Consider the following 19,355-nt stretch of genomic DNA (forward strand, 5'->3'; position numbering starts at 1 on the left):
GTGCGTTGCTCGACCAATGGCCCAGCCCGCTCCCCCGCTCATTTTCAGTTCTTCCCGGAAGGCCGCTCGTGCGGCGCGGGCCATGGCCCTCGGGCAACGCAAGGGTGCGGCGGACTGGCTGGCGGCGGCACTGATCGACGACGCTTTCGATCGGATCGAGTTCATGCGAGTGCAACCGGGCCGCGCGCTGGTTCTCGGCAGTGGCGCGGGAGAACTCGGACGATTGCTCGAGCGCAAGGAATTCACGGTAACGGTCCTCGCACCCGATGAAATCGATCTCGAGCAGCCCATTCCGTCGGACGGATTCGCCCTCATCGCGAGCCTCGCGGCGCTCGATACCGTCAACGACCTGCCCGGGGCGCTTATCCATCATCACGCAGCGCTGGCGCCCGGGGGCGTGATGCTGGCGAGCCTGGTGGGCGCCGGGAGTCTTCCGCGCCTGCGTTCGGCGCTTCTTGCGGCCGATGGAGAGCGGCCGGCTGCGCGGCTTCACCCAGCAGTCGATGCCCGGTCGGGCGCGGGCCTGCTTCAGCGCACAGGTTTCGCCCGTCAGGTTGCTGACGCCTGGACGCTCCGGTTGCGCTACCGCTCGTTCGACACGCTCATCACAGACCTGCGCGATCAGGGGCTCACCAGCGTGCTGGCAGACGCGCCGCCGCCTCTCACGCGCGAAGGCCTCGACCGAGCGCGATCCGACTTCCTCGCGCAGGCCGACGAGACTGGAAAGGTCGTCGAGACGATCGAGGTGCTGACCCTGACGGGCTGGCACGGCTAGTCCCTGAGCACCGCCTGCGCCGCAGCGAGGCGGGCGATTGGAACGCGATAAGGACTGGCGCTGACGTAATCGAGGCCGACCTTCTCGCAGAAGGCGATCGAGGCCGGATCACCGCCGTGTTCTCCGCAAATGCCCAGCTTGATGTCAGGCCGCGCGTTGCGGCCGCGCTCCGCTGCGATGCGGACGAGCTCGCCCACTCCATCGACGTCGAGACTGACGAAAGGGTCGCGCGCGAAAATTCCACGCTCGACGTAGCTACCGAGGAACCGGCCCGCATCGTCACGACTGAGTCCCAGGGTCGTCTGCGTAAGGTCGTTGGTGCCGAACGAGAAGAAGCGGGCTTCGGCCGCGATATCGCCTGCCATCAGGGCCGCGCGCGGCAATTCGATCATCGTGCCCACGAGATAGTCGATCGTCCGCCCCTTCGCGGCAAAGACCTCGGCGGCGACGCGGTCGATCAGGGCACGCAGGATTTCCAGCTCGCGCCTGGTGGCGACCAGCGGAACCATCACTTCGGGCACGGGGGCGGCGCCGCTCTCTTCCGCGACCTCGCAAGCCGCTTCGAATATCGCGCGGGCCTGCATCTCGTAGATTTCGGGGTATGTGATGCCGAGACGGCACCCGCGGTGGCCCAGCATCGGGTTGAATTCGTGCAGCTCGGCCGCGCGGCGCTTCAGGTGGTCGACGCCGAACCCGGTCGCATCGGCAAGTTCTTCGAAATCCGAGTCTTCCTGCGGCAGGAATTCGTGCAGCGGCGGGTCCAGCAGGCGAATGGTGCACGGCAGGCCTGCCATGACCTCGAAGATCTTTGCGAAGTCGCCGCGCTGTTCGGGCAGCAGGAGGTCGAGCGCCTTGCGCCGGCCGGCCTCGTCCTCCGCCAGGATCATCTGGCGCACCGCGCTGATCCGGTTGGCATCGAAGAACATGTGCTCGGTGCGGCACAAGCCGATTCCCTCCGCCCCGAACTGGCGAGCCATCGTGCAGTCGGCGGGGGTCTCCGCGTTCGCGCGAACCCTCATGCGGCGGTGACGGTCGGCCCATTCCATCAGTGTTCCGAAATCGCCTGCGAGGACGGGCTCGATCGTCTGGACCTCCCCGGCCATGACCTGTCCCGTTCCGCCATCCAGCGTCAGGGTATCGCCTTCGGCCAGCTCGCGTCCCCCGATCCGCAAAGTGCGCGACTTGAGATCGATCGACACGCCGGCAGCGCCCGATACGCAGCACCGGCCCATCCCGCGCGCGACCACGGCAGCGTGACTGGTCATGCCGCCGCGAGCGGTGAGAATGCCTTGGGCAGCGTGCATCCCGTGGATATCCTCGGGGCTGGTTTCAACCCGCACCAGAATGACTCTCTCGCCCCGCCCGGCCCACGTCTCCGCGGTATCGGCGTCGAGCACGATCTTGCCTGAAGCCGCACCGGGCGAGGCGGGGAGCCCCGTGGTCAGCACGTCGCGCGGTGCATCCGGGTCGAGCGTGGGATGAAGCAACTGGTCGAGCGCCATCGGATCGACGCGAAGGATTGCCGTCTTCTCGTCGATCAGCCCTTCTCCCGCCATATCGACCGCCATCTTGAGGGCGGCCTTGGCGGTGCGCTTGCCGGTGCGGGTCTGGAGCATCCAGAGCTTGCCGCGTTCCACGGTAAACTCGATGTCCTGCATGTCCTTGTAATGCAGCTCGAGCAGGTCGAACACGCGGGCAAGCTCGCCGTACGCCTCGGGCATCGCCTCTTCCATGCTGAGCGGCTTGGCACCCGCCGCCTCGCGGGCCTTTTTCGTCAGGTACTGCGGGGTGCGAATGCCGGCGACGACGTCTTCGCCCTGGGCGTTGATCAGCCATTCGCCATAGTAGGCGCGCTCGCCGGTGGCGGGGTCGCGGGTAAAGGCAACTCCGGTGGCGCTGGTATCGCCCATGTTGCCGAACACCATCGCCTGGACGTTGACCGCGGTGCCCCAGTCGCCCGGGATGTCGTTCAAGCGGCGGTAGACCTTGGCCCGGTCGCTGTCCCAACTGTCGAACACCGCACGGATGGCGCCCCAGAGCTGCTCGTTCACGTCTTGCGGGAATGGCTTGCCAAGCTGCTCCTCCACGATGACGCGATACTGCCCCACCAGCGTCTGCCAGTCTTCAGCGCCCATCTCGGTATCGGCGTAAAAGCCCTTGTCTTCCTTGGCGATTTCGAGCGCTTCCTCGAATGCGCCATGGTCGAGGCCGAGGACGACGTCCGAGTACATATGGATGAACCGGCGATAGCTGTCCCAGGCGAAACGGGCATCGCCGCTTGCCGAAGCGAGCCCTCGAACGGTTTCGTCGTTGAGTCCGAGGTTGAGGACGGTATCCATCATGCCCGGCATAGATGCGCGGGCGCCGGAGCGGACGGACACGAGCAGGGGATCGGCCGGGTCTCCGAGCCTCTTTCCGACCGATTTTTCGATGTGCTGCAAAGCATTGGCAACCGCAGCTCGCAACTCCTCGGAGAAGTCGCCCCCTTCCGACAGGTAGCGAACGCACTCTTCGGTGGTGATGGTGAAGCCGGGAGGAACGGGCAGGCCGATCGCGGCCATTTCGGCAAGGTTGGCGCCCTTGCCGCCGGTAACGGCCTTGTCCTTCTGGCGCGGGTCCGAATGGGGTGCGCCACCGCCGAATGGATAGACCGTCTGCATCAGTTTTCCCTTTCGCGTGGACCGCCGACCGGGGTCTCAATAAAAACTTCGGGCCTGCCTCAAGCGACTGTTTTCAGGACCGATATCGTCAATTCCCGGCGTCCCGGTCGTCACCTTCCGCTCAGCCCTCGATCCGAGAGAAATCGGCGACCCGGTGAACCGCGTCGCGCAGGCGCGCGAGCAGGTCGAGGCGCGCGGCGCGCTTGCCGGCGTCGGGATCGTTCACGGTCACGCTGTCAAAGAACGCATCGATCGGCGCGCGCAGAGAAGCGAGCGCCGACATCGCGGCGCCGAAATCCTCCGCCTCGACCGCCGCGCTGGCAGTCGGCTCGGCGGCATCGAGCGCCTCGATGAGCGCCTTTTCCGCAGGTTCGGGCGTGTAGGAAAGCGCGTTCTCGCGCCGCTGCGCCATCTTGGCGGCGATCACCGGGGCGAGGTCGGGGTCGTCCACCAGCGCGAGCGGATCTTCCTCGCCCGTGCGCGCGATCTCGCCCTCATGCCCGCGCCAGTCTTCCTTCTTGAGGATGTTCGCCGCGCGCTTGTAGCCGGCGAGGAGGTTCGCGCCGTCCTCGGTCGCCACGAACGCCTGCAGCGCCTTTACGCGGGCGAGCAAGCGGACGAGATCGTCCTCGAATCCAAGCGCGAACACCGCGTCGATCAGGTCGTGACGGACGCCCGCCTCGCGCTGCTGGACCTTGAGTCGGTCGGCGAAAAAATCGAGGAGCTCGCCTTGGGCGATCGGGAAACGGAGTCCATTTTCCTGGACGATCCGGATGATGCCCAATGCCGCGCGCCGCAGGGCAAAAGGATCTTTCGAGCCTGTGGGTTTCTCGTCAATTTCAAAGAAGCCGCGAAGTGTATCAAGCTTGTCGGCCAGGCTCACCGCCACCGTGACCGGCGCGGTCGGCACGTCGTCGCCCTGCCCTACCGGCTTGTAGTGATCGCGAATGGCGTCAGCCACAGCATCGGGCAGCCCCTCGGCGCGGGCGTAATAACCGCCCATAAACCCCTGAAGTTCGGGAAATTCCCCGACCATCTCGGTAACGAGATCGGCCTTGGCGAGACGCGCGGCCTGTTCGGCCTGGTCGGCTAGGGCGGCAACCTCTTCGTCATTCCCGCGAAGGCGGGAATCCAGTCCGGCGTCGGCGGCTCCGATCTGGGCCCCCGCCTTCGCGGGGGTGACGGTGTATGGAGAAACGATCCCTTCCTCGACCAGCCAGCGCGCCAGCTTGGCGACCCGTTCCACCTTGTCGGCGACAGTGCCGAGCTTTTCGTGGAAGGTAATTCGCTCCAGCTTTTTCGCGTGTTCGGCGAGCGGGGTCTTGCGATCCTGCTCCCAGAAGAAGCGCGCGTCGGAAAGCCGGGCGGCGAGAACCTTGCGGTTGCCGTCGACGATCGCCGTGCCGCCATCCTCGGCATCGATGTTCGCGGTGCAGACGAACGCGTTGGCGAGCTTGCCCGCCCCATCGTTCGCCACGAAGTATTTCTGGTTGGTCCGCGCGGTAAGCTGGATCACCTCGGGCGGCACGTCGAGGAACGCCTCGTCGAACCGGCCGAGCAGCGGCACGGGCCACTCGGTGAGGCCGGCGTTCTCGATCACGAGCCCCTCATCCTCGACGAGCGAGAGCCCCGCATCGGCAGCGGCTTTCGCAGCGCCCGAGCGGATGAGATCCTGCCGCTCGGCGTGATCGACGATCACATGGCAGGCGCGCAGCTTCTCCTGGTAGTCGTACGCGCCGCCGATGGTGATCGGCCCGGCACCATGAAAGCGGTGGCCCAACGTCATGAACCCGCTGGCTACCCCGCCCACCTCGCACTCGACGAGCGCTTCGCCGAAGATGGCGACGATGCCGCTTAGCGGACGAACCCAACGAAGGCTCTCGGTGCTGAGAGAGGCGGCGCCCCAGCGCATCGACTTGGGCCAGGGGAACGCGCGGATGGTCGCCGGGATCGCCTCGGCCAAGACGTCGCGAGTGGCACGTCCCTGTTTTTCGACCACGGCGTAAAACACGCCGTCTCGATCCTCGAGCTGGTCCTTCGTGAGGCCGGTCTTGCGCAGGAAGCCTTCGAGCGCTTGATCGGGCGCGCTGGTGCGGGGGCCCCTGGTCTCTTCGCGCACGGCCTCGGTGGCGTCCGGCAGGTCGCGCGCGATCATGGCGAGGCGGCGCGGCGTCGACCATACGGTGACGTCACCAAGTGAAACCCCGGCGGCGTCCATTTCCTTGCGGAACAGTTTTTCGAGGTCGGCCCGCGCGCCCGCCTGCATCCGTGCGGGGATTTCCTCGCACCGGAGTTCGAGCAGGAAATCGGTCACAGCGTCCACCCCGGGAATTTCGCCTGCCATTCCGGCGTCATCTTGGCGGCATAGGCCTCGCAAGCCGAGCGCGCGAGATCGCGCACGCGGCCCATGTAGCTGGCGCGTTCCTGCACGCTGATGATGCCGCGCGCCTGCAGCAGATTGAACACGTGGCTCGCCTCGACCGCCTGCTCGTAGGCTGCGATCGGGACGTCGGCGGAGAGTGCATTGCGGCACTCTGCCTCGGCCTTGGTGAAGAGGTCGAACAGGGCGTCGGTGTCCGCGACCTCGAAGTTCCACTTCGACATCTGCTTCTCGTTCTCGAGAAACACCTGGCCGTAGCTCACTCCGCGTCCGTCGAAGTCGAGATCATACACGTTGTCGACCCCCTGCAGGTACATCGCGAGGCGTTCGAGGCCGTAAGTGAGTTCGCCCGCGACCGGCTTGCAGTCGAACCCGCCCATCTGCTGGAAATAGGTGAACTGGGTCACTTCCATCCCGTCGCACCAGACTTCCCAGCCCAGCCCCCAGGCTCCAAGAGTGGGGCTTTCCCAATCGTCTTCGACGAAGCGGATATCGTGCTTGAGCGGGTCGATGCCGATCGCCGTCAGGCTCTGCAGGTAAAGCTCCTGCAGGTCCGGCGGGCTCGGCTTCAGGATCACCTGGTACTGGTAGTAGTGCTGCAGCCGGTTGGGGTTTTCGCCATAGCGTCCGTCGGTCGGGCGGCGGCACGGCTGCACGAAGGCGGCGTTCCACGGCTCCGGACCCAGTGCGCGCAGGGTGGTGGCGGTGTGAAAGGTGCCCGCGCCCATGCGCATGTCGTAAGGCTGCAGTATCAGGCAGCCGTGCTCGCTCCAGAAATCGTGGAGCGTCAGGATCATGTCCTGAAAACTGCGCTTCGGGTCGCGGGAAGGTGCGGCTGTCATCGGCACGGCAAATGGCCGAGCGGCCATCAACCGTCAATGCTGCGGGAGCGAACGCCCGCGATGACAGGTTAGCCCAACAATATGTCAAGCATCGTTGACACCGTCGTACTCTCACGACATATAGTCATGTATACATGACATGGAGACAATACCACATGACACCTGAAACTCGAGCCCACATGGTTATGATGGCGGCCTACATGGGCGCGTTCGGCACCGCGCTGATGGCGCTCTCCCTGCTTCTCCATTGGGACGATATCACTCGCGGCGTGGGCGCAGGCATCATGATGGCCTGCCTCGTGATCCTGCTGGTCCGCAAGTTGCGTGACGAATACCTGCAGGAACTATGGTCTGCAGGAGCCTCGTGGGCGCTTCTTGCAACGATTGCGTGGAGCATCCTTGTCCCGCTTTACCAGGGGACATTCGAAGGCCGGGCCGGGGTTACGTGGTTGCCCGATCTATCCGGCAACTGGACGATGATCGTCGCCATGGGCGCGTTCTTTGCCGGTTTTCACTTCCGCCGGCTGCGGGGTGCCGCATGAAGAACCAGCTCAAGGTACTGCGCGCGATGCGCAACTGGAGCCAGGCCGAACTCGCGGAGCGGCTTCAGGTCTCGCGACAGGCGGTCAACGCGATCGAGACAGGAAAGCATGATCCTTCCTTGCCGCTCGCCTTCCGGCTCGCCAGGTTGTTCGAACTGTCCATCGAAGAGATTTTCGATGATGGGGCGTCATAGGCGGGCCCACCAAGGCGGCATTCTTCAGCCGTTCTATTGCCTGAAGGGCACCGCGCCCCCAGTAACCGCTTTCCTCCAATGATCTTTTCGAGACTCCCTGATCATGTCATTTCTTCGCAAGTTTACCCGGGGCCTTAGTGTCGCGGCTGCCTTATCCCTGTCGGGCGCCTGCGCTACTACTCCAGTAGACCCTGTCGCTCCCAAGGTCGCCGGGCCGGCCTTGTGGAAAGTGGCTGACGAGGACACGACGATATACTTGTTCGGCACGGTGCATGCGCTGCCCAAGGACGTGCCATGGATGCGCGGCGCGATTGGCCCGGCGCTTGCTGCTTCGGACACGCTGGTCACGGAAGTCGACCTCGGGTCGCAGAATTCGGCGGAGATGCAGAAGTTGATCCTCCAGAAGGGTATCCTCCCGCCTGAGGAGAACCTGCGGGGATTGCTAACGTCCGAACAGAAGGCGCAATACGAAGCCGGACTGAGCAAGCTCGGGATGCCGGTTGAATCGTTCGACCGGTTCGAACCATGGTACGCCTCGCTTATGTTCGCGCTGATCCCGCTCGCCAAGGCGGGGATCGTGGGTGACAACGGGGTCGAGAAGGGACTCGGTTCCGCTGCTGGCGCAGACAAGCGGCGCGCGGCGCTGGAGACTGCCGAATACCAGCTCTCCATCTTCGACAGCCTGCCCCGGGAAGCGCAGATCGACTACCTGATGAAGACAATCGAGGGGAACGAGGACATCAAGGCCCTGCTCGAGGCGATGATGGCCGAATGGCTCGAGGGCGATGCCGATGCGCTTGCCCGGTTGATGAACGAGGACATGATGGGCGAGGAAGCGCTGATGGAGCGGCTCCTCTGGCAGCGCAACCGCGCCTGGGCCGATTGGGTGGTGAAGCGGCTCGACACTCCCGGCACGGTGTTCGTTGCGGTGGGCGCGGGTCATCTCGCAGGGGAGAAGAGCGTCCAGCAAGACCTCGCGGCCAAGGGCGTCAAAGTGATCCGCGTCCAGTGATCCGGTCTGCTCTTGCGCTCCTGGCGGCTATGGCGCTTGCTTCGTGCGGCAAGGACGGACGCGCAGATATTCCTCCGCCCTCGCCCGCCCTGTGGCATGTGACCGCACCGGACGGGCGCTCGGCCGGATGGCTGTTCGGCACCATCCATGCTCTGCCCGAAGACGCCAGATGGCGCACGCCGGCGATCGAGAAGGCGATCGTCGATGCGGACCTGCTCGTGGTCGAGGCGAAGGACCTCGAGGACACCGGCAAGCTTGCCGCCACCTTCACCCGTCTTTCGCATACGCCCGAGCAGCCCGCCCTGTCGGAGCGCGTGCCTGCTTCGTTGCAGGACCGGCTGCGCAGGCTTCTCGCCAAGGGAGGCTACCGCGAAGCCGACTTCAAGGCGATCGAGACTTGGGCCGCCGCAATCATGCTGGCGCAGCTGGCAGACGATTCGATCGGCGAGAACGGTGTGGATCGGGCGCTGCTAAAAGACTTCAAGGCTCGCCCGGTCGAGGAGCTTGAAGGGGTCGAGGGGCAGTTTCGGATCTTCGACACGCTTCCCGAAGCCGACCAGCGCGACCTTCTCGGGGCGGTGGTCGAGGAAGACACGATGGACGCAAGCGACAGCGCGCGGCTGGCGAAGCTGTGGCTCAAGGGCGATATGGACGCCATCGCGCGCGAGGGCGACGAGGGAATGCTTGCCGATCCCGAGCTCAAGCAGGCTCTGCTGATAAATCGCAACCGCCTGTGGGCGGACAAGCTGCTCGCGCTCTATGCGGCGGGCAAGCGCCCGCTGGTGGCAGTGGGTGCGGCGCATCTTGCTCCGCCTGAAGGGCTGCCGGAGCTGCTCGCGGCAAAGGGATATAGGGTCAGCCGCGTGCGCTGAGCTTGCCTTTTGGCTGGCCAGCGGCTAACGGCCCGCGCACCGGCGTCATGGTCATCCCTGGAGGCGTGGCGGACCGGTTACTCTACCGCATTCGAAAGGCAATACGATGAGCGACGCTCTGACCCTGCCGGCCGAGGCGCGCGAGCGGGCTGGCAAGGGAGCCTCCCGTGTATTGCGCCGTGAAGGCCGTGTTCCCGCCGTGATCTACGGCGGCAAGGAAGAACCCACCCCGATCCACGTCGAGGCGAAGGAACTGGTCCGCCAGCTCGGCACCGGCCACTTCATGAACTCGATCGTGATGATCGAAGTCGGCGGCAAGACCGTGCGCGCCCTGCCCAAGGACGTGGCGTTCGATCCCGTGAGCGATCGCCCGATCCACGTGGATTTCCTGCGTCTCGCCAAGGATTCCAAGATCCAGGTCGCCGTGCCGGTCGTGTTCGTCAACGAGGACGACAGCCCCGGCCTGAAGCGTGGCGGCGTGCTCAACGTCGTGCGTCACGAGCTGGAACTGGTCTGCGAATCGGACAAGATCCCCGATGACATCACCATCGACGTCACTGGCAAGGATATCGGCGATTCGATCCACATCAGCGAAGTGACCCTCCCCGCCGGTGCGGAGAGCGCCATCACTGACCGCGATTTCACCATCGCGACACTGGTCGCCCCGTCGGCGCTCAAGCGCGCCGAAGGCGAAGCCGGCGAAGGCGAGGCTGAAGCGGCCGAAGGCGAGGAAGCCGGAGAGTAATCTTCCGCTCTTTCGTGATGAGACAAGCAAGCGCCGGTCCAGCAATGGGCCGGCGTTTTGCGTTGGGCGGCCTGTTCGCCTAAGCGCGCGCCATGCAAATCTGGACAGGTCTCGGCAATCCCAGGCCGCAATACGCGATGCACCGGCATAACGTGGGCTTCATGGCGATCGACGTGATTGCGGAGATGCACGGCTTCGGCCCTGTGCAGAAGAAATTTTCCGGATGGGTCCAGGAAGGCCGCATCGGTAGCCACAAGGTGCTGCTTTTGAAGCCAGCCACTTACATGAACGAGAGCGGCCGCGCGGTCGGGGAGGCGCTGCGCTTCTACAAGCTCGGCACCGAGGCCTTGACCGTATTTCATGACGAGCTCGATCTCGCCCCGTTCAAGGTGAAGGTCCGCACGGGTGGCGGACTAGCAGGGCACAACGGGTTGCGGTCGATAGACCAGCACCTCGGTCCCGACTTTCGCCGCGTGCGCATCGGCATCGGACACCCGGGGCATAAGGACCGGGTGACCGGTCACGTGCTAGGCAATTACGCCAAGGCCGAGATGGACGACCTGGCCGACATGCTGGCGGCGATCGGAGCGGAGGCTGGCTGGCTGGCGGACGGGAACGACGCCCGCTTCATGAGCGACGTCGCGCTGCGTCAGCAGGGTTGAAGGATCAGAGGTCGATCGAAGCGCCGGGCTTGGGGGTCCAGCCGAGCGCCCGCATGCACCCCACGAAGAAGTCCCGCCGGTCCTCCTCCTTGGACACACTGCCAAGCAGGTCCTGGCAGGACCGCTCCGCCTGCTTGAACGGCGTGCCGGGGCCGCCGCTCCAGTCTGACGAATTGGTCGTCTCGCAGGCGGCCAACATGCAGAGGAGAATTAGCGGCGCGGCCCTGTTCATGCGCTAGAGCATTAGAGTGGCGAGGGTCAGGAAGATACCCATGCTGGCGACATCGCTCGCCGTGGTGAGGAAAATGCTCGAAGCGGTCGCCGGGTCCGCGCCGAGGCGCTTGAGGATCATCGGGATCATCGCCCCGGCTATCCCCGACACCGTGCAAGCGATCAGCATCGCCAGGAACACCACTCCTGCCATCGTCAGAGGCGAGGCTTCCCCCTGCATCCGGGCGTAAATGAACATGCCCGCCCCGGCTGTCACGCCGACGAGCCCGCCGTTGAGGAAGCCGAGCATGCCTTCCTTGCGGACCATTCCCGGCTCCGCACCCGGCTTCACGTCGCCCAGGGTCATGCCCCGAAGGGTGACCGCCAGCGCCTGGCAGCCGGTATTGCCGGTCTGCCCGGCCATCACCGGCAGGAAGACGGCGAGAATCACCAGGCGGCTCAGCGTATCCTCGAACACGCCGACGACCGCGGCGGCGACGAAGGCGGTCAGGAGGTTCACTTGCAGCCATGGGTGGCGCAGCTTGAGGCTTCGAGTCAGCGAGGTGCCGAGACGCTCTTCCTTGTCGACACCGACCATGCTGCCCGACTGGCCCGAGATCTCGATCGCCCGGTTGGCAAAGAGGTCCGATCCACGGACGAGGCCGACGAGCCGGTCCTGCGCATCGACAATGGGATATACGGGGAAATGCTTGTGCAACGCTTGCTTGAGGGCTTCACCCAAGGGCAGGTCCGCCTTGAGCGCAAACGGATCGCGCAGCATGACGCTTTCGAGCGTGGCGTCAGGCTGTGCCAGAAGCATTTCGCGCATCACGACGAGGCCGAGCAGCCTGTTGGCCGGATCGACCACGTAGAGATACGTGATGAAGGCGGTCTTGACCTGTTCGCGCAGTGCCTCGGTGGTTTCCCGCACCGTGGCCTGGGGGCCGAACACCCCCACCGGCGGAGTCATCAGGTCGGCGATCGTTTCCGCCCTGGCGGCGCCAACGGTAGTCTCTGCTCCCTGCGGAGGCTCATAGAGACCGTCCGGATTAGCGATGGCAACGGCAGTAGACATCGAGGATTCCCCCAACAGATCTTCGACTCGCGCGCACCCGGGCTGTTTTCTCGAAGGCTAGACTACCGGGCGCAGCGGATAAACTAATTCCGTTGGCCCACCGCTAGGTTCTGCCATCTTGTTGAAATGTCGAAACCTTTCGATCTTGCGAGCAAGCGTCTCTTTAGCTAGGCGCCCCTCTGTTCTCCCCAGTTACGGGTAGGCATGTCGAAATCTTGATCTCCCGATGGTCGCTTCCGAGGATACGAGTGCCGGGATTATCGACATCGTGAACCAACAAGCTGCTGACGGATAAAGCCGTCGGAAAACAGGGTCGATAATAATGCTCTCGAAATTGATGTGTGCGCTCGATCGCCACAAACCCCGCCGTTCGCGGGCAGCGTGGGACGGGTCTCATTTCCGGACGAGCTGCAAATCCTCCGGCGCCCAGGTGATCCGGATCGCGCGCAAGCGGTGGCGCCAGGCCGAACCTGAAGCCTGACCGGATTCGGCCACTCGCTCCTGCGCTGCCACCTTCCTTTCGCGCATGGGACCCGCTAAGGGGCGCGGCTTCATCCCCACCATCCGGAGTTACCGATGGGTTTCCGCTGCGGAATCGTCGGCCTGCCCAACGTCGGCAAGTCGACGCTGTTCAACGCCCTTACCGAAACGCAGGCCGCCCAGGCCGCGAACTATCCCTTCTGCACGATCGAACCGAATGTCGGACAGGTTTCGGTGCCTGACGAGCGGTTGGAGAAGATCGCCTCGATCGCGAAGTCGGCCAAGATCATCCCGACCCAACTCGCGTTCGTGGACATTGCCGGACTCGTCAAAGGCGCCAGCAAGGGCGAAGGGCTCGGCAACCAGTTCCTTGGCAACATTCGCGAGGTGGACGCGATCGTCCACGTTCTGCGGTGCTTCGAAGACGATGACATCCAGCACGTGGCCAACAAGGTCGATCCGATCGCGGACGCCGAGGTGGTCGAGACCGAACTGATGCTGTCCGACCTCGAAAGCCTCGAAAAGCGGGTGCCCGCTGCCGCCAAGAAAGCCGCCGCCGGCGACAAGGAATCGAAGGTCATGGCGAGCGTGCTCGGCCAGGCGCTCGAATTGCTGCGCGAAGGCAAGCCGGCACGGCTCACGGAGCCGCGGGACGAAGAGGAGGCGCGCGTGTTCGCCCAGGCACAGCTGCTCACCGCCAAGCCGGTGCTCTACGTCTGCAACGTGGGCGAAGAGGATGCCGCGGAAGGCAACGCGCTTTCCGCCACGGTATTCGAAAAGGCCAAGACGGAAGGCGCCGAGGCCGTAGTGGTGTCGGCCGCCATCGAGAGCGAGCTGGTGTCGATGCCGCCCGAGGAGCGCGGCGAATATCTCGACGCGCTTGGCCTCACCGAAAGCGGTCTCAGCCGCGTTATCCGTGCGGGCTACAAGCTCCTCGGCCTCAAGACGTTCTTCACCGCCGGCCCCAAGGAAGCACGTGCCTGGACCTGTCCGGCGGCGGCCAAGGCTCCGCAGGCGGCGGGCGAGATCCACTCCGACTTCGAACGCGGTTTCATTCGCGCCGAAACGATCGCGTTCGACGATTACGTAGCGCTGGGCGGCGAAGCGGGCGCCCGTGAGGCCGGAAAGCTGCGGCAGGAGGGCAAGGAGTACCTCGTGCAGGATGGCGACGTAATGCTGTTCAAGTTCAACGTCTAGCGCTGGCACCAATCGGCGCGCCGTCCGTTGGCCGCGGATGACAGTCGATAAATCGCAAGGGTTCATCACCCTCGTTCGCCTCGGCTACGCTGCGCGTGGGCTCGTTTACATCCTTCTCGGTTACATCGCGGTGAGCACGGCCGGCGAGGCTCGTGCCGGAGCTTCATCGGCCTTCGATTACCTCCAGGAAGTGCCCCTCGGTTCAGTCCTGCTGTGGGTAGTCGCTGTCGGACTGCTCGCCTACGCGCTGTTCAAGTTCATATCGGCGCTTGGCGACATCCAGCATCGCGGCAGCGAGCCCAAGGGCGTGGTCAAACGAGTGGGGGACTTCGCCAGCGGGGTGGCGCACCTTTTTCTCGCTTATGCGGCCTGGCAATTTGCCAGCGGCGCCACGCATTCCGCCGACGGCGGGCAGAGCCAGGAGATGGCCGGGTCGCTGCTTGACTGGCAGATTGGCGCACTGGCGCTTGGGCTGGTGGGCGTCGGCTTCCTGGTTGGAGCCTTCATGCAAGCCAAGAGCGCCATAACCGCGAGCTTCATGAACCATATCGATGGTCGCGCCCCGACTGGTGTCGAAGCAGTCGGCCGGGCCGGCAGTGCCGCGCGGGCGATCGTGTTTGCGTTGATCGGATTGTCGCTCGTCCAGTCGGCGTGGCTGTCGCAATCGGGCAAAGTGAAGGGACTGGGCGAAGCGATAATGGCCTTGCGGGACAACGGCCCGCTCTACACGCTCGTGGCCATCGGGCTGATGTTGTTCGGCGCATTCAGCCTGGTCACCGCGCGATACCGGATCATTCCCGATTTCAGTCGCAAGGACCTCAAGCCCAAGCTCTGACTGACCGCGAGCACCTCCCCCTTACCTCTGGCGCACGATGCGCTACAGGCACTGGCGCACGATTCACCGCCGGAGAGGGTCATGGATTATTTCGAAGACATCGAAGTTGGCCGCAAGGCAAGCTTCGGGAACTATCACGTCACCCGCGAGGAAGTGATCGAGTTCGCCTCGAAGTACGATCCCCAGCCCTTCCACCTCGATGACGAAGCCGCCGCGCAAACGCACTTCGGACGTCTTTCGGCCAGCGGTTGGCACACCTGCGCGATGATGATGTCGATGCTGGTCGAAAACATGAAGTCACACCGGCAGGCGGGCCTCGGTTCACCGGGAATGGACAACCTTCGCTGGACCAAGCCGGTCTATCCCGGCGATACGCTGAGGGTCGAGAGCGAGGTCATCTCCAAGCGGCGCAGCGCGTCGCGGCCCGAAATGGGCTTGTTCAAATCCTACGTGAAGGTGTTCAACCAGGACGACGAAACCGTGCTGGAGATGACCTCCAACGGCCTTATCCGCGTGCGCAATCCGGAAGCTCCGATAGAGGCCTAGCTCACCGTCAGCTCCCGCATTGGGCGGTGCCGTCCTCCTGGTAGACGATCTGGTCATGATCGTTGCGCAGGACGAGCCGTGCCGGATAGTTGACGGTTTCGATCCCCGACTGCTTGCCCTCCTCGCTCGCAAGATCGAGGATGAAGGACCACGCTCCGCCGGTATACTTGCCCTTGGCGCCGAGCGGCAGGTCGCCGCTGCCGGCGTCCGGGGCGAACACGACGATCTTGTTGTCGATCTTCATGAAACCCCGTTCCGCCTGGAGCAGGGCGACCGTCGCGATCCCCTTGCCCGGGGCGAAGCTGCAGCCGGCGCCGAACATGTCAAATTTTTCGATATCGGGCATCCCGATCGTGCCAGGTTGTACCGGCGTCGGTGGCGGGACCTGCGCGGCTTCGACCGCGGCCACGTCCGCCTCATCCATCCGCGCCCGCTCGGAAGGAGAAAGTTCTTCGTTCCCGCATGAGGCGACAAGGAGAGCCAGACAGGAAATCGAGGGCAGGCGCATGAAGGACAGGTGCATCAATGTCTCCCGAACAGTTTTTCGACGTCTTCCATGCGCAGCTTAACCGATGTCCACGCCAATAACCGCGTTCCGCTTCGGTCGTTTCTGGCAAGGCGTCAACATCTGGCAATGAGTGGAGAACGGACGGATGATGCTCTGGTATCCCACCTCCGATTAGGGCAGTAGCGATGCTATGAAAAATGATGAGAAGATCGCGCCGGTGGCCGCTGTAGCAGGCTTTGGCGGACTATTTGCGGCAGCCGCCTGTTGCGTCCTTCCCCTCGCGCTTGCTGGCGTCGGGGTTGGTGCAAGCTCGCTTGCATCGCTTAGCCCGCTCCATGCCCCTCTTTCGGCCATTGCCCTGCTCGCGGTCATCGCTGGTTGGTATTTTTACGCGAAGAGAAGGCGGGCCTGTGCTGCCGACTCCAGTTGCGAGCAACCATCGCGAGCGACCGTCCCGCTCTTGGTTCTCGCAACCGTGCTCGTGACGATTTCAGGTATCTGGCCTTTCATCGAAGCGCCGTTAATGCGGGTGTTCCAACCGTGATCGAACTGACCTCCACCCTCACTTGTCCTACCTGCGGAGGAGTTTCCTCCGAGGAAATGCCAACTAACGCGTGCTGGTTCTTCTACGACTGCGCGCATTGCTCTGCAAAGCTTCGCCCATTGGCTGGCGACTGCTGCGTTTTCTGTTCTTATGGTGATGTTCCGTGCCCTCCCATCCAAGAGGCGCGGGCGACAGGAACTTCTGCGAGTTGCTGCTGAAGGCTCTCAAGAACTAAGCGCTTCATTTCCTTCCAAAAAGCTTCTCAACATCCTCCAAGGGCAACTTAACCCACGTGGGGCGCCCGTGGTTGCACTGGCCCGATCGGGGCGTTCGCTCCATCTGACGGAGAAGGGCGTTCATTTCGGCGACCGACAAGGTCCGCCCCGCCCTGACAGAGCCGTGGCAAGCCATCGTAGCCAGTACCAGGTCGAGCTTTTCGCCTAACAACAGCGCCTCGCCATGCTGGGCGATGTCGTCGGCCAGATCCTGGAGCAGTTTCGCGGGATCGGCTTTCGCAAGCGCGTGGGGCAGGCTGCGAACCAGCATGGCTGCGGGACCGAACCGCTCCATGGCGAGGCCCATGGCAGCGAGCTTGCCGGCGGCAGCTTCGAGGCGGTCGCAATCGGTCTCGTCCAGTTCGACGACCTCCGGGATGAGCATGGCTTGTGCGCGGGCGGTGGCCTCCCCTGCCCCGGCGGCTCGCAGGCCTTCGAGAACGAGCCGCTCGTGCGCCGCGTGCTGGTCCACCAGAACCAGGCCGTCCGCGGCCTCGGCCACGATGTAGGTATTGGCGACTTGGCCACGGGCGATCCCGAGGGGGTAATGAGCAGCCTCCTCCCCGACGGGTGAGGCGGGCTCGGCCCGGCCCGCCGGGGCCGCCAGGCTTTCTTCGTAAGGAGCGCGCCAGGGCATTGCGGACTCCCGTACCGACATGGGCGCTTCGGACCATTCACGCTCGCCGAAAATCGAGCTGGTCGCGGGCGCGGGCTCGACCGTCCACCGCCCCATCGCTGACGCGTCCGGCGCCTGGGCACTTCGCCGGTCGCCGCTGCCGAGCGCCTGCCGCAGGCCGGACACGATGAAGCCACGCACTGCTTGTGGATCGCGAAACCGCACTTCTGTCTTTGCGGGATGTACGTTCACGTCCACATCCTCGGGCGGCAAGTCGAGGAACAGCGCCAGTACGGCGTGACGGTCCCGCGCCAGCATATCGGCATAGGCACCGCGCACGGCGCCTACCAGCAGCCGGTCCTTCACAGGCCGCCGGTTGACGAACAGGTACTGGTGATCGGCTACGCCCCTGTTGTACGTGGGCAACCCGGCGATACCGCTCAGGCGCATCGTGCCACGCTGGACATCGATCCCGACCCCATTGTCCTTAAGCTCGCGCGCGACGATCTGAGCGACCCGGTCGACCGAATCCTGTCCGGCCTGGAGCGCAAGTATGCGACGCTCGCCGTGACCCAGCGTAAAGCCGATGTCCGGCCGGGCCAGCGCAAGGCGGCGAACGATATCGAGGCAGGCCGCGTACTCGCTGCGTGCGGAGCGCAGGAACTTGCGCCGCGCCGGGACTTTGCCGAACAACTGTTCGATGCGAACCCGCGTGCCAGGCGGCAATGCAGCCGGGCCCTGACCGATCGTTTCCCCATGATCGAGGGTCACGCGCCAACCTTCGGCCGCCCCCCGCGAACGGCTTTCGAGGGTGAAGCGAGAGACGCTGGCGATGGAGGGCAACGCTTCGCCCCTGAAGCCAAGCGTCGCGACCAGTTCGATGCTTTCGTCAGGCAGTTTGGATGTGGCATGCCGTTCCAGCGCGAGAGCCATTTCGGCCGGCGTCATTCCGCAGCCGTCGTCGGTTACCTCGACCACTGAAAGGCCTCCATCCGCGAGCAGGATGGAGATCCGGCTGGCGCCAGCGTCGATGGCGTTTTCGACGAGCTCCTTGAGAGCAGCCGCCGGACGTTCCACCACTTCGCCGGCGGCGATGCGGTTGACGAGACTTTCGGGAAGGCGGCGAATTTCAGCCATCAGCCCGGCCTAGCGACCAACGGTCGGAATTTCGAGCCGACCCGTTCACTTTGCGGGGGAAGCGGGCACAATTTTTTGGCTTTCTAAAGCATGATTATCTAAGGGTCGCGCTCTCACCGCCATCCCGGGTCGCCGTGGCTGCGCCAAGTTGCCGCTAGAAGGCCTGAATTTCCTACGGAACACGACACAGCTATGGGTTTCTTCTCGAATCTCCTGAAATTCGGCTCGCAAAATATGGCCATCGACCTCGGCACGGCAAACACGCTGGTCTACGTCGAAGGTCGCGGCATCATCCTCAACGAGCCTTCGGTCGTGGCGATCGAGACGATCAACGGTATCAAGCGCGTCAAGGCAGTTGGCGAAGACGCGAAGATGATGATGGGCAAGACCCCCGACAGCATCGAGGCGATCCGGCCGCTGCGCGATGGCGTCATCGCCGACATCGAGATCGCCGAGGAGATGATCAAGCACTTCATCCGCAAGGTGCATGGGAAGAAGAGCCTGCTTCGCTACCCGGAAATCGTCATCTGCGTCCCTTCGGGCTCGACGAGCGTAGAGCGCCGCGCGATCCGTGACGCGGCCTCGAACGCGGGCGCCAGCCAAGTGTATCTGATTCTCGAGCCCATGGCCGCGGCGATCGGCGCCGACATGCCGGTGACCGAACCCGTTGGCTCGATGGTCGTCGACATCGGTGGCGGCACGACCGAGGTCGCGGTCCTCAGCCTTCGCGGCCTTGCCTACACCACTTCGGTCCGCACCGGCGGCGACAAGATGGACGAGGCGATCGTCAGCTACGTGCGTCGGCACCACAACCTGCTGATCGGCGAAGCGACCGCCGAACGAATCAAGAAGGACTACGGCATCGCCCGCCCGCCCGAAGACGGCATTGGCGAGACGATCAACATCAAGGGCCGCGACCTCGTGAACGGGGTGCCCAAGGAAATCACGATCAACCAGGGGCACATTGCCGAATCGCTCAGCGAACCCATCGGCGCCATCGTCGAAGGCGTCCGCATCGCGCTTGAGAACACGGCACCCGAACTGGCAGCGGACATCGTCGATCAGGGCATCGTGCTGACCGGCGGCGGCGCCCTGATCAAGGGGCTCGACGACCACCTGCGCGAAGAAACCGGCCTGCCTGTTTCGATCGCCGAAGACCCACTGAGCTGCGTCGCGCTGGGCACGGGTCGGGCGATGGAAGATCCGATCTATCGCGGCGTGTTGATGACGGCCTGAGGGAAGAGTTGA

20 protein-coding genes are annotated in these 19,355 nt (G+C 64.3%); 13 read left to right on the plus strand and 7 right to left on the minus strand.

The genetic code is table 11. The features are described 5' to 3' along the window. The first annotated feature begins 16 nt into the window (after positions 1–16). Complete coding sequence (locus IEW58_RS05925) at positions 17–775, plus strand: methyltransferase domain-containing protein (RefSeq protein ID WP_188644280.1); 759 nt, start codon at positions 17–19, stop codon at positions 773–775. Here the strand turns inward: IEW58_RS05925 and ppdK are convergent. The 3 genes from ppdK to IEW58_RS05940 all read right to left on the minus strand — a co-directional run bounded on the left by ppdK (position 772) and on the right by IEW58_RS05940 (position 6,657). Continuing rightward, entirely contained in the window at positions 772–3,435 is a 2,664-nt protein-coding gene (gene ppdK / locus IEW58_RS05930) for a pyruvate, phosphate dikinase (protein ID WP_373284720.1), read from the minus strand. The two genes, IEW58_RS05925 and ppdK, sit on opposite strands and share 4 nt — an antisense overlap. 121 nt (positions 3,436–3,556) lie before the next feature. Next, positions 3,557–5,779 carry a glycine--tRNA ligase subunit beta gene (gene glyS / locus IEW58_RS05935; RefSeq protein ID WP_229658460.1) on the minus strand — a complete coding sequence of 741 codons (2,223 nt, stop codon included), beginning with the start codon at positions 5,777–5,779 and terminating at the stop codon, positions 3,557–3,559. Further along, a complete protein-coding gene (locus IEW58_RS05940) occupies positions 5,746–6,657 on the minus strand; it encodes a glycine--tRNA ligase subunit alpha (RefSeq protein WP_188644281.1) in 912 nt (303 codons plus the stop codon). Before IEW58_RS05940 ends, glyS begins: the two co-directional genes overlap by 34 nt. 179 nt (positions 6,658–6,836) lie before the next feature. Between IEW58_RS05940 and IEW58_RS05945 the strand changes: the two genes are divergently transcribed. From IEW58_RS05945 to pth, 6 genes are all read left to right on the plus strand, one after another. Beyond that, on the plus strand, positions 6,837–7,199 hold the full coding sequence (locus tag IEW58_RS05945; protein WP_229658461.1) for a hypothetical protein: 363 nt from the start codon (positions 6,837–6,839) through the stop codon (positions 7,197–7,199). Further along, positions 7,196–7,393 carry a helix-turn-helix transcriptional regulator gene (locus tag IEW58_RS05950; protein WP_188644283.1) on the plus strand — a complete coding sequence of 66 codons (198 nt, stop codon included), beginning with the start codon at positions 7,196–7,198 and terminating at the stop codon, positions 7,391–7,393. Before IEW58_RS05945 ends, IEW58_RS05950 begins: the two co-directional genes overlap by 4 nt. Before the next feature lie 229 nt (positions 7,394–7,622). Next, positions 7,623–8,405, plus strand: coding sequence for a TraB/GumN family protein (locus IEW58_RS05955; protein ID WP_229658462.1), 783 nt, complete (start codon positions 7,623–7,625; stop codon positions 8,403–8,405). Positions 8,406–8,434: 29 nt separating this feature from the next. Beyond that, complete coding sequence (locus tag IEW58_RS05960; protein ID WP_229658463.1) at positions 8,435–9,277, plus strand: TraB/GumN family protein; 843 nt, start codon at positions 8,435–8,437, stop codon at positions 9,275–9,277. Positions 9,278–9,383: 106 nt separating this feature from the next. Then, positions 9,384–10,022, plus strand: coding sequence for a 50S ribosomal protein L25/general stress protein Ctc (locus IEW58_RS05965; protein ID WP_188644285.1), 639 nt, complete (start codon positions 9,384–9,386; stop codon positions 10,020–10,022). 92 nt (positions 10,023–10,114) lie between these two features. Continuing rightward, positions 10,115–10,684 carry an aminoacyl-tRNA hydrolase gene (pth, locus tag IEW58_RS05970; RefSeq protein ID WP_188644286.1) on the plus strand — a complete coding sequence of 190 codons (570 nt, stop codon included), beginning with the start codon at positions 10,115–10,117 and terminating at the stop codon, positions 10,682–10,684. A 4-nt stretch (positions 10,685–10,688) separates the two neighbouring features. Here the strand turns inward: pth and IEW58_RS05975 are convergent, their stop codons facing one another. Together IEW58_RS05975 and IEW58_RS05980 are read right to left on the minus strand one after the other, a co-directional pair. Further along, complete coding sequence (locus tag IEW58_RS05975; protein ID WP_188644287.1) at positions 10,689–10,916, minus strand: hypothetical protein; 228 nt, start codon at positions 10,914–10,916, stop codon at positions 10,689–10,691. Positions 10,917–10,919: 3 nt separating this feature from the next. Beyond that, positions 10,920–11,969 carry a magnesium transporter gene (locus tag IEW58_RS05980; RefSeq protein WP_188644288.1) on the minus strand — a complete coding sequence of 350 codons (1,050 nt, stop codon included), beginning with the start codon at positions 11,967–11,969 and terminating at the stop codon, positions 10,920–10,922. Positions 11,970–12,545: 576 nt separating this feature from the next. Between IEW58_RS05980 and ychF the strand changes: the two genes are divergently transcribed. From ychF to IEW58_RS05995, 3 genes are all read left to right on the plus strand, one after another. Then, entirely contained in the window at positions 12,546–13,646 is a 1,101-nt protein-coding gene (gene ychF, locus IEW58_RS05985) for a redox-regulated ATPase YchF (protein WP_188644289.1), read from the plus strand. A 37-nt stretch (positions 13,647–13,683) separates the two neighbouring features. Next, the gene (locus tag IEW58_RS05990; RefSeq protein WP_188644290.1) at positions 13,684–14,481 is read left to right on the plus strand and encodes a DUF1206 domain-containing protein; all 798 of its coding nucleotides are present in this window, start codon (positions 13,684–13,686) and stop codon (positions 14,479–14,481) included. A gap of 81 nt (positions 14,482–14,562) precedes the next feature. Further along, positions 14,563–15,027, plus strand: a complete 465-nt coding sequence (locus IEW58_RS05995) for a MaoC family dehydratase (RefSeq protein ID WP_188644291.1) — start codon at positions 14,563–14,565, stop codon at positions 15,025–15,027. A 7-nt stretch (positions 15,028–15,034) separates the two neighbouring features. Here IEW58_RS05995 and IEW58_RS06000 read toward each other — a convergent pair whose 3' ends face one another. After that, entirely contained in the window at positions 15,035–15,550 is a 516-nt protein-coding gene (locus IEW58_RS06000; RefSeq protein ID WP_188644292.1) for a hypothetical protein, read from the minus strand. 175 nt (positions 15,551–15,725) lie between these two features. Between IEW58_RS06000 and IEW58_RS06005 the strand changes: the two genes are divergently transcribed. Both IEW58_RS06005 and IEW58_RS14010 read left to right on the plus strand, forming a co-directional pair. Next, on the plus strand, positions 15,726–16,079 hold the full coding sequence (locus IEW58_RS06005; RefSeq protein WP_188644293.1) for a hypothetical protein: 354 nt from the start codon (positions 15,726–15,728) through the stop codon (positions 16,077–16,079). Continuing rightward, positions 16,076–16,297 (plus strand): GDCCVxC domain-containing (seleno)protein, encoded by a 222-nt coding sequence (locus IEW58_RS14010; RefSeq protein WP_308419258.1) that lies wholly within the window; start codon positions 16,076–16,078, stop codon positions 16,295–16,297. Before IEW58_RS06005 ends, IEW58_RS14010 begins: the two co-directional genes overlap by 4 nt. A 22-nt stretch (positions 16,298–16,319) precedes the next feature. Here IEW58_RS14010 and mutL read toward each other — a convergent pair whose 3' ends face one another. Beyond that, positions 16,320–18,107, minus strand: coding sequence for a DNA mismatch repair endonuclease MutL (mutL, locus tag IEW58_RS06010; protein WP_188644294.1), 1,788 nt, complete (start codon positions 18,105–18,107; stop codon positions 16,320–16,322). A gap of 192 nt (positions 18,108–18,299) precedes the next feature. On the opposite strand from mutL, the gene IEW58_RS06015 reads away from it, so the two are divergent. Further along, complete coding sequence (locus tag IEW58_RS06015; protein ID WP_188644295.1) at positions 18,300–19,343, plus strand: rod shape-determining protein; 1,044 nt, start codon at positions 18,300–18,302, stop codon at positions 19,341–19,343. Positions 19,344–19,355 lie beyond the last annotated feature (12 nt).

The organism is Tsuneonella deserti (genome assembly GCF_014644315.1).
In the GTDB taxonomy this organism is placed as follows: Bacteria; Pseudomonadota; Alphaproteobacteria; order Sphingomonadales; family Sphingomonadaceae; genus Tsuneonella; species Tsuneonella deserti.

Coding starts and splice junctions, on each gene's coding strand:
- IEW58_RS05925 (WP_188644280.1), top strand. CDS start 17: ATGGCCCAGCCCGCTCCCCCGCTCATTTTCAGTTCTTCCCGGAAGGCC.
- ppdK (WP_373284720.1), bottom strand. CDS start 3,435: ATGCAGACGGTCTATCCATTCGGCGGTGGCGCACCCCATTCGGACCCG.
- glyS (WP_229658460.1), bottom strand. CDS start 5,779: ATGGCAGGCGAAATTCCCGGGGTGGACGCTGTGACCGATTTCCTGCTC.
- IEW58_RS05940 (WP_188644281.1), bottom strand. CDS start 6,657: ATGACAGCCGCACCTTCCCGCGACCCGAAGCGCAGTTTTCAGGACATG.
- IEW58_RS05945 (WP_229658461.1), top strand. CDS start 6,837: ATGGTTATGATGGCGGCCTACATGGGCGCGTTCGGCACCGCGCTGATG.
- IEW58_RS05950 (WP_188644283.1), top strand. CDS start 7,196: ATGAAGAACCAGCTCAAGGTACTGCGCGCGATGCGCAACTGGAGCCAG.
- IEW58_RS05960 (WP_229658463.1), top strand. CDS start 8,435: ATGGCGCTTGCTTCGTGCGGCAAGGACGGACGCGCAGATATTCCTCCG.
- IEW58_RS05965 (WP_188644285.1), top strand. CDS start 9,384: ATGAGCGACGCTCTGACCCTGCCGGCCGAGGCGCGCGAGCGGGCTGGC.
- pth (WP_188644286.1), top strand. CDS start 10,115: ATGCAAATCTGGACAGGTCTCGGCAATCCCAGGCCGCAATACGCGATG.
- IEW58_RS05975 (WP_188644287.1), bottom strand. CDS start 10,916: ATGAACAGGGCCGCGCCGCTAATTCTCCTCTGCATGTTGGCCGCCTGC.
- IEW58_RS05980 (WP_188644288.1), bottom strand. CDS start 11,969: ATGTCTACTGCCGTTGCCATCGCTAATCCGGACGGTCTCTATGAGCCT.
- ychF (WP_188644289.1), top strand. CDS start 12,546: ATGGGTTTCCGCTGCGGAATCGTCGGCCTGCCCAACGTCGGCAAGTCG.
- IEW58_RS05990 (WP_188644290.1), top strand. CDS start 13,684: ATGACAGTCGATAAATCGCAAGGGTTCATCACCCTCGTTCGCCTCGGC.
- IEW58_RS05995 (WP_188644291.1), top strand. CDS start 14,563: ATGGATTATTTCGAAGACATCGAAGTTGGCCGCAAGGCAAGCTTCGGG.
- IEW58_RS06000 (WP_188644292.1), bottom strand. CDS start 15,550: ATGCACCTGTCCTTCATGCGCCTGCCCTCGATTTCCTGTCTGGCTCTC.
- IEW58_RS06005 (WP_188644293.1), top strand. CDS start 15,726: ATGAAAAATGATGAGAAGATCGCGCCGGTGGCCGCTGTAGCAGGCTTT.
- mutL (WP_188644294.1), bottom strand. CDS start 18,107: ATGGCTGAAATTCGCCGCCTTCCCGAAAGTCTCGTCAACCGCATCGCC.
- IEW58_RS06015 (WP_188644295.1), top strand. CDS start 18,300: ATGGGTTTCTTCTCGAATCTCCTGAAATTCGGCTCGCAAAATATGGCC.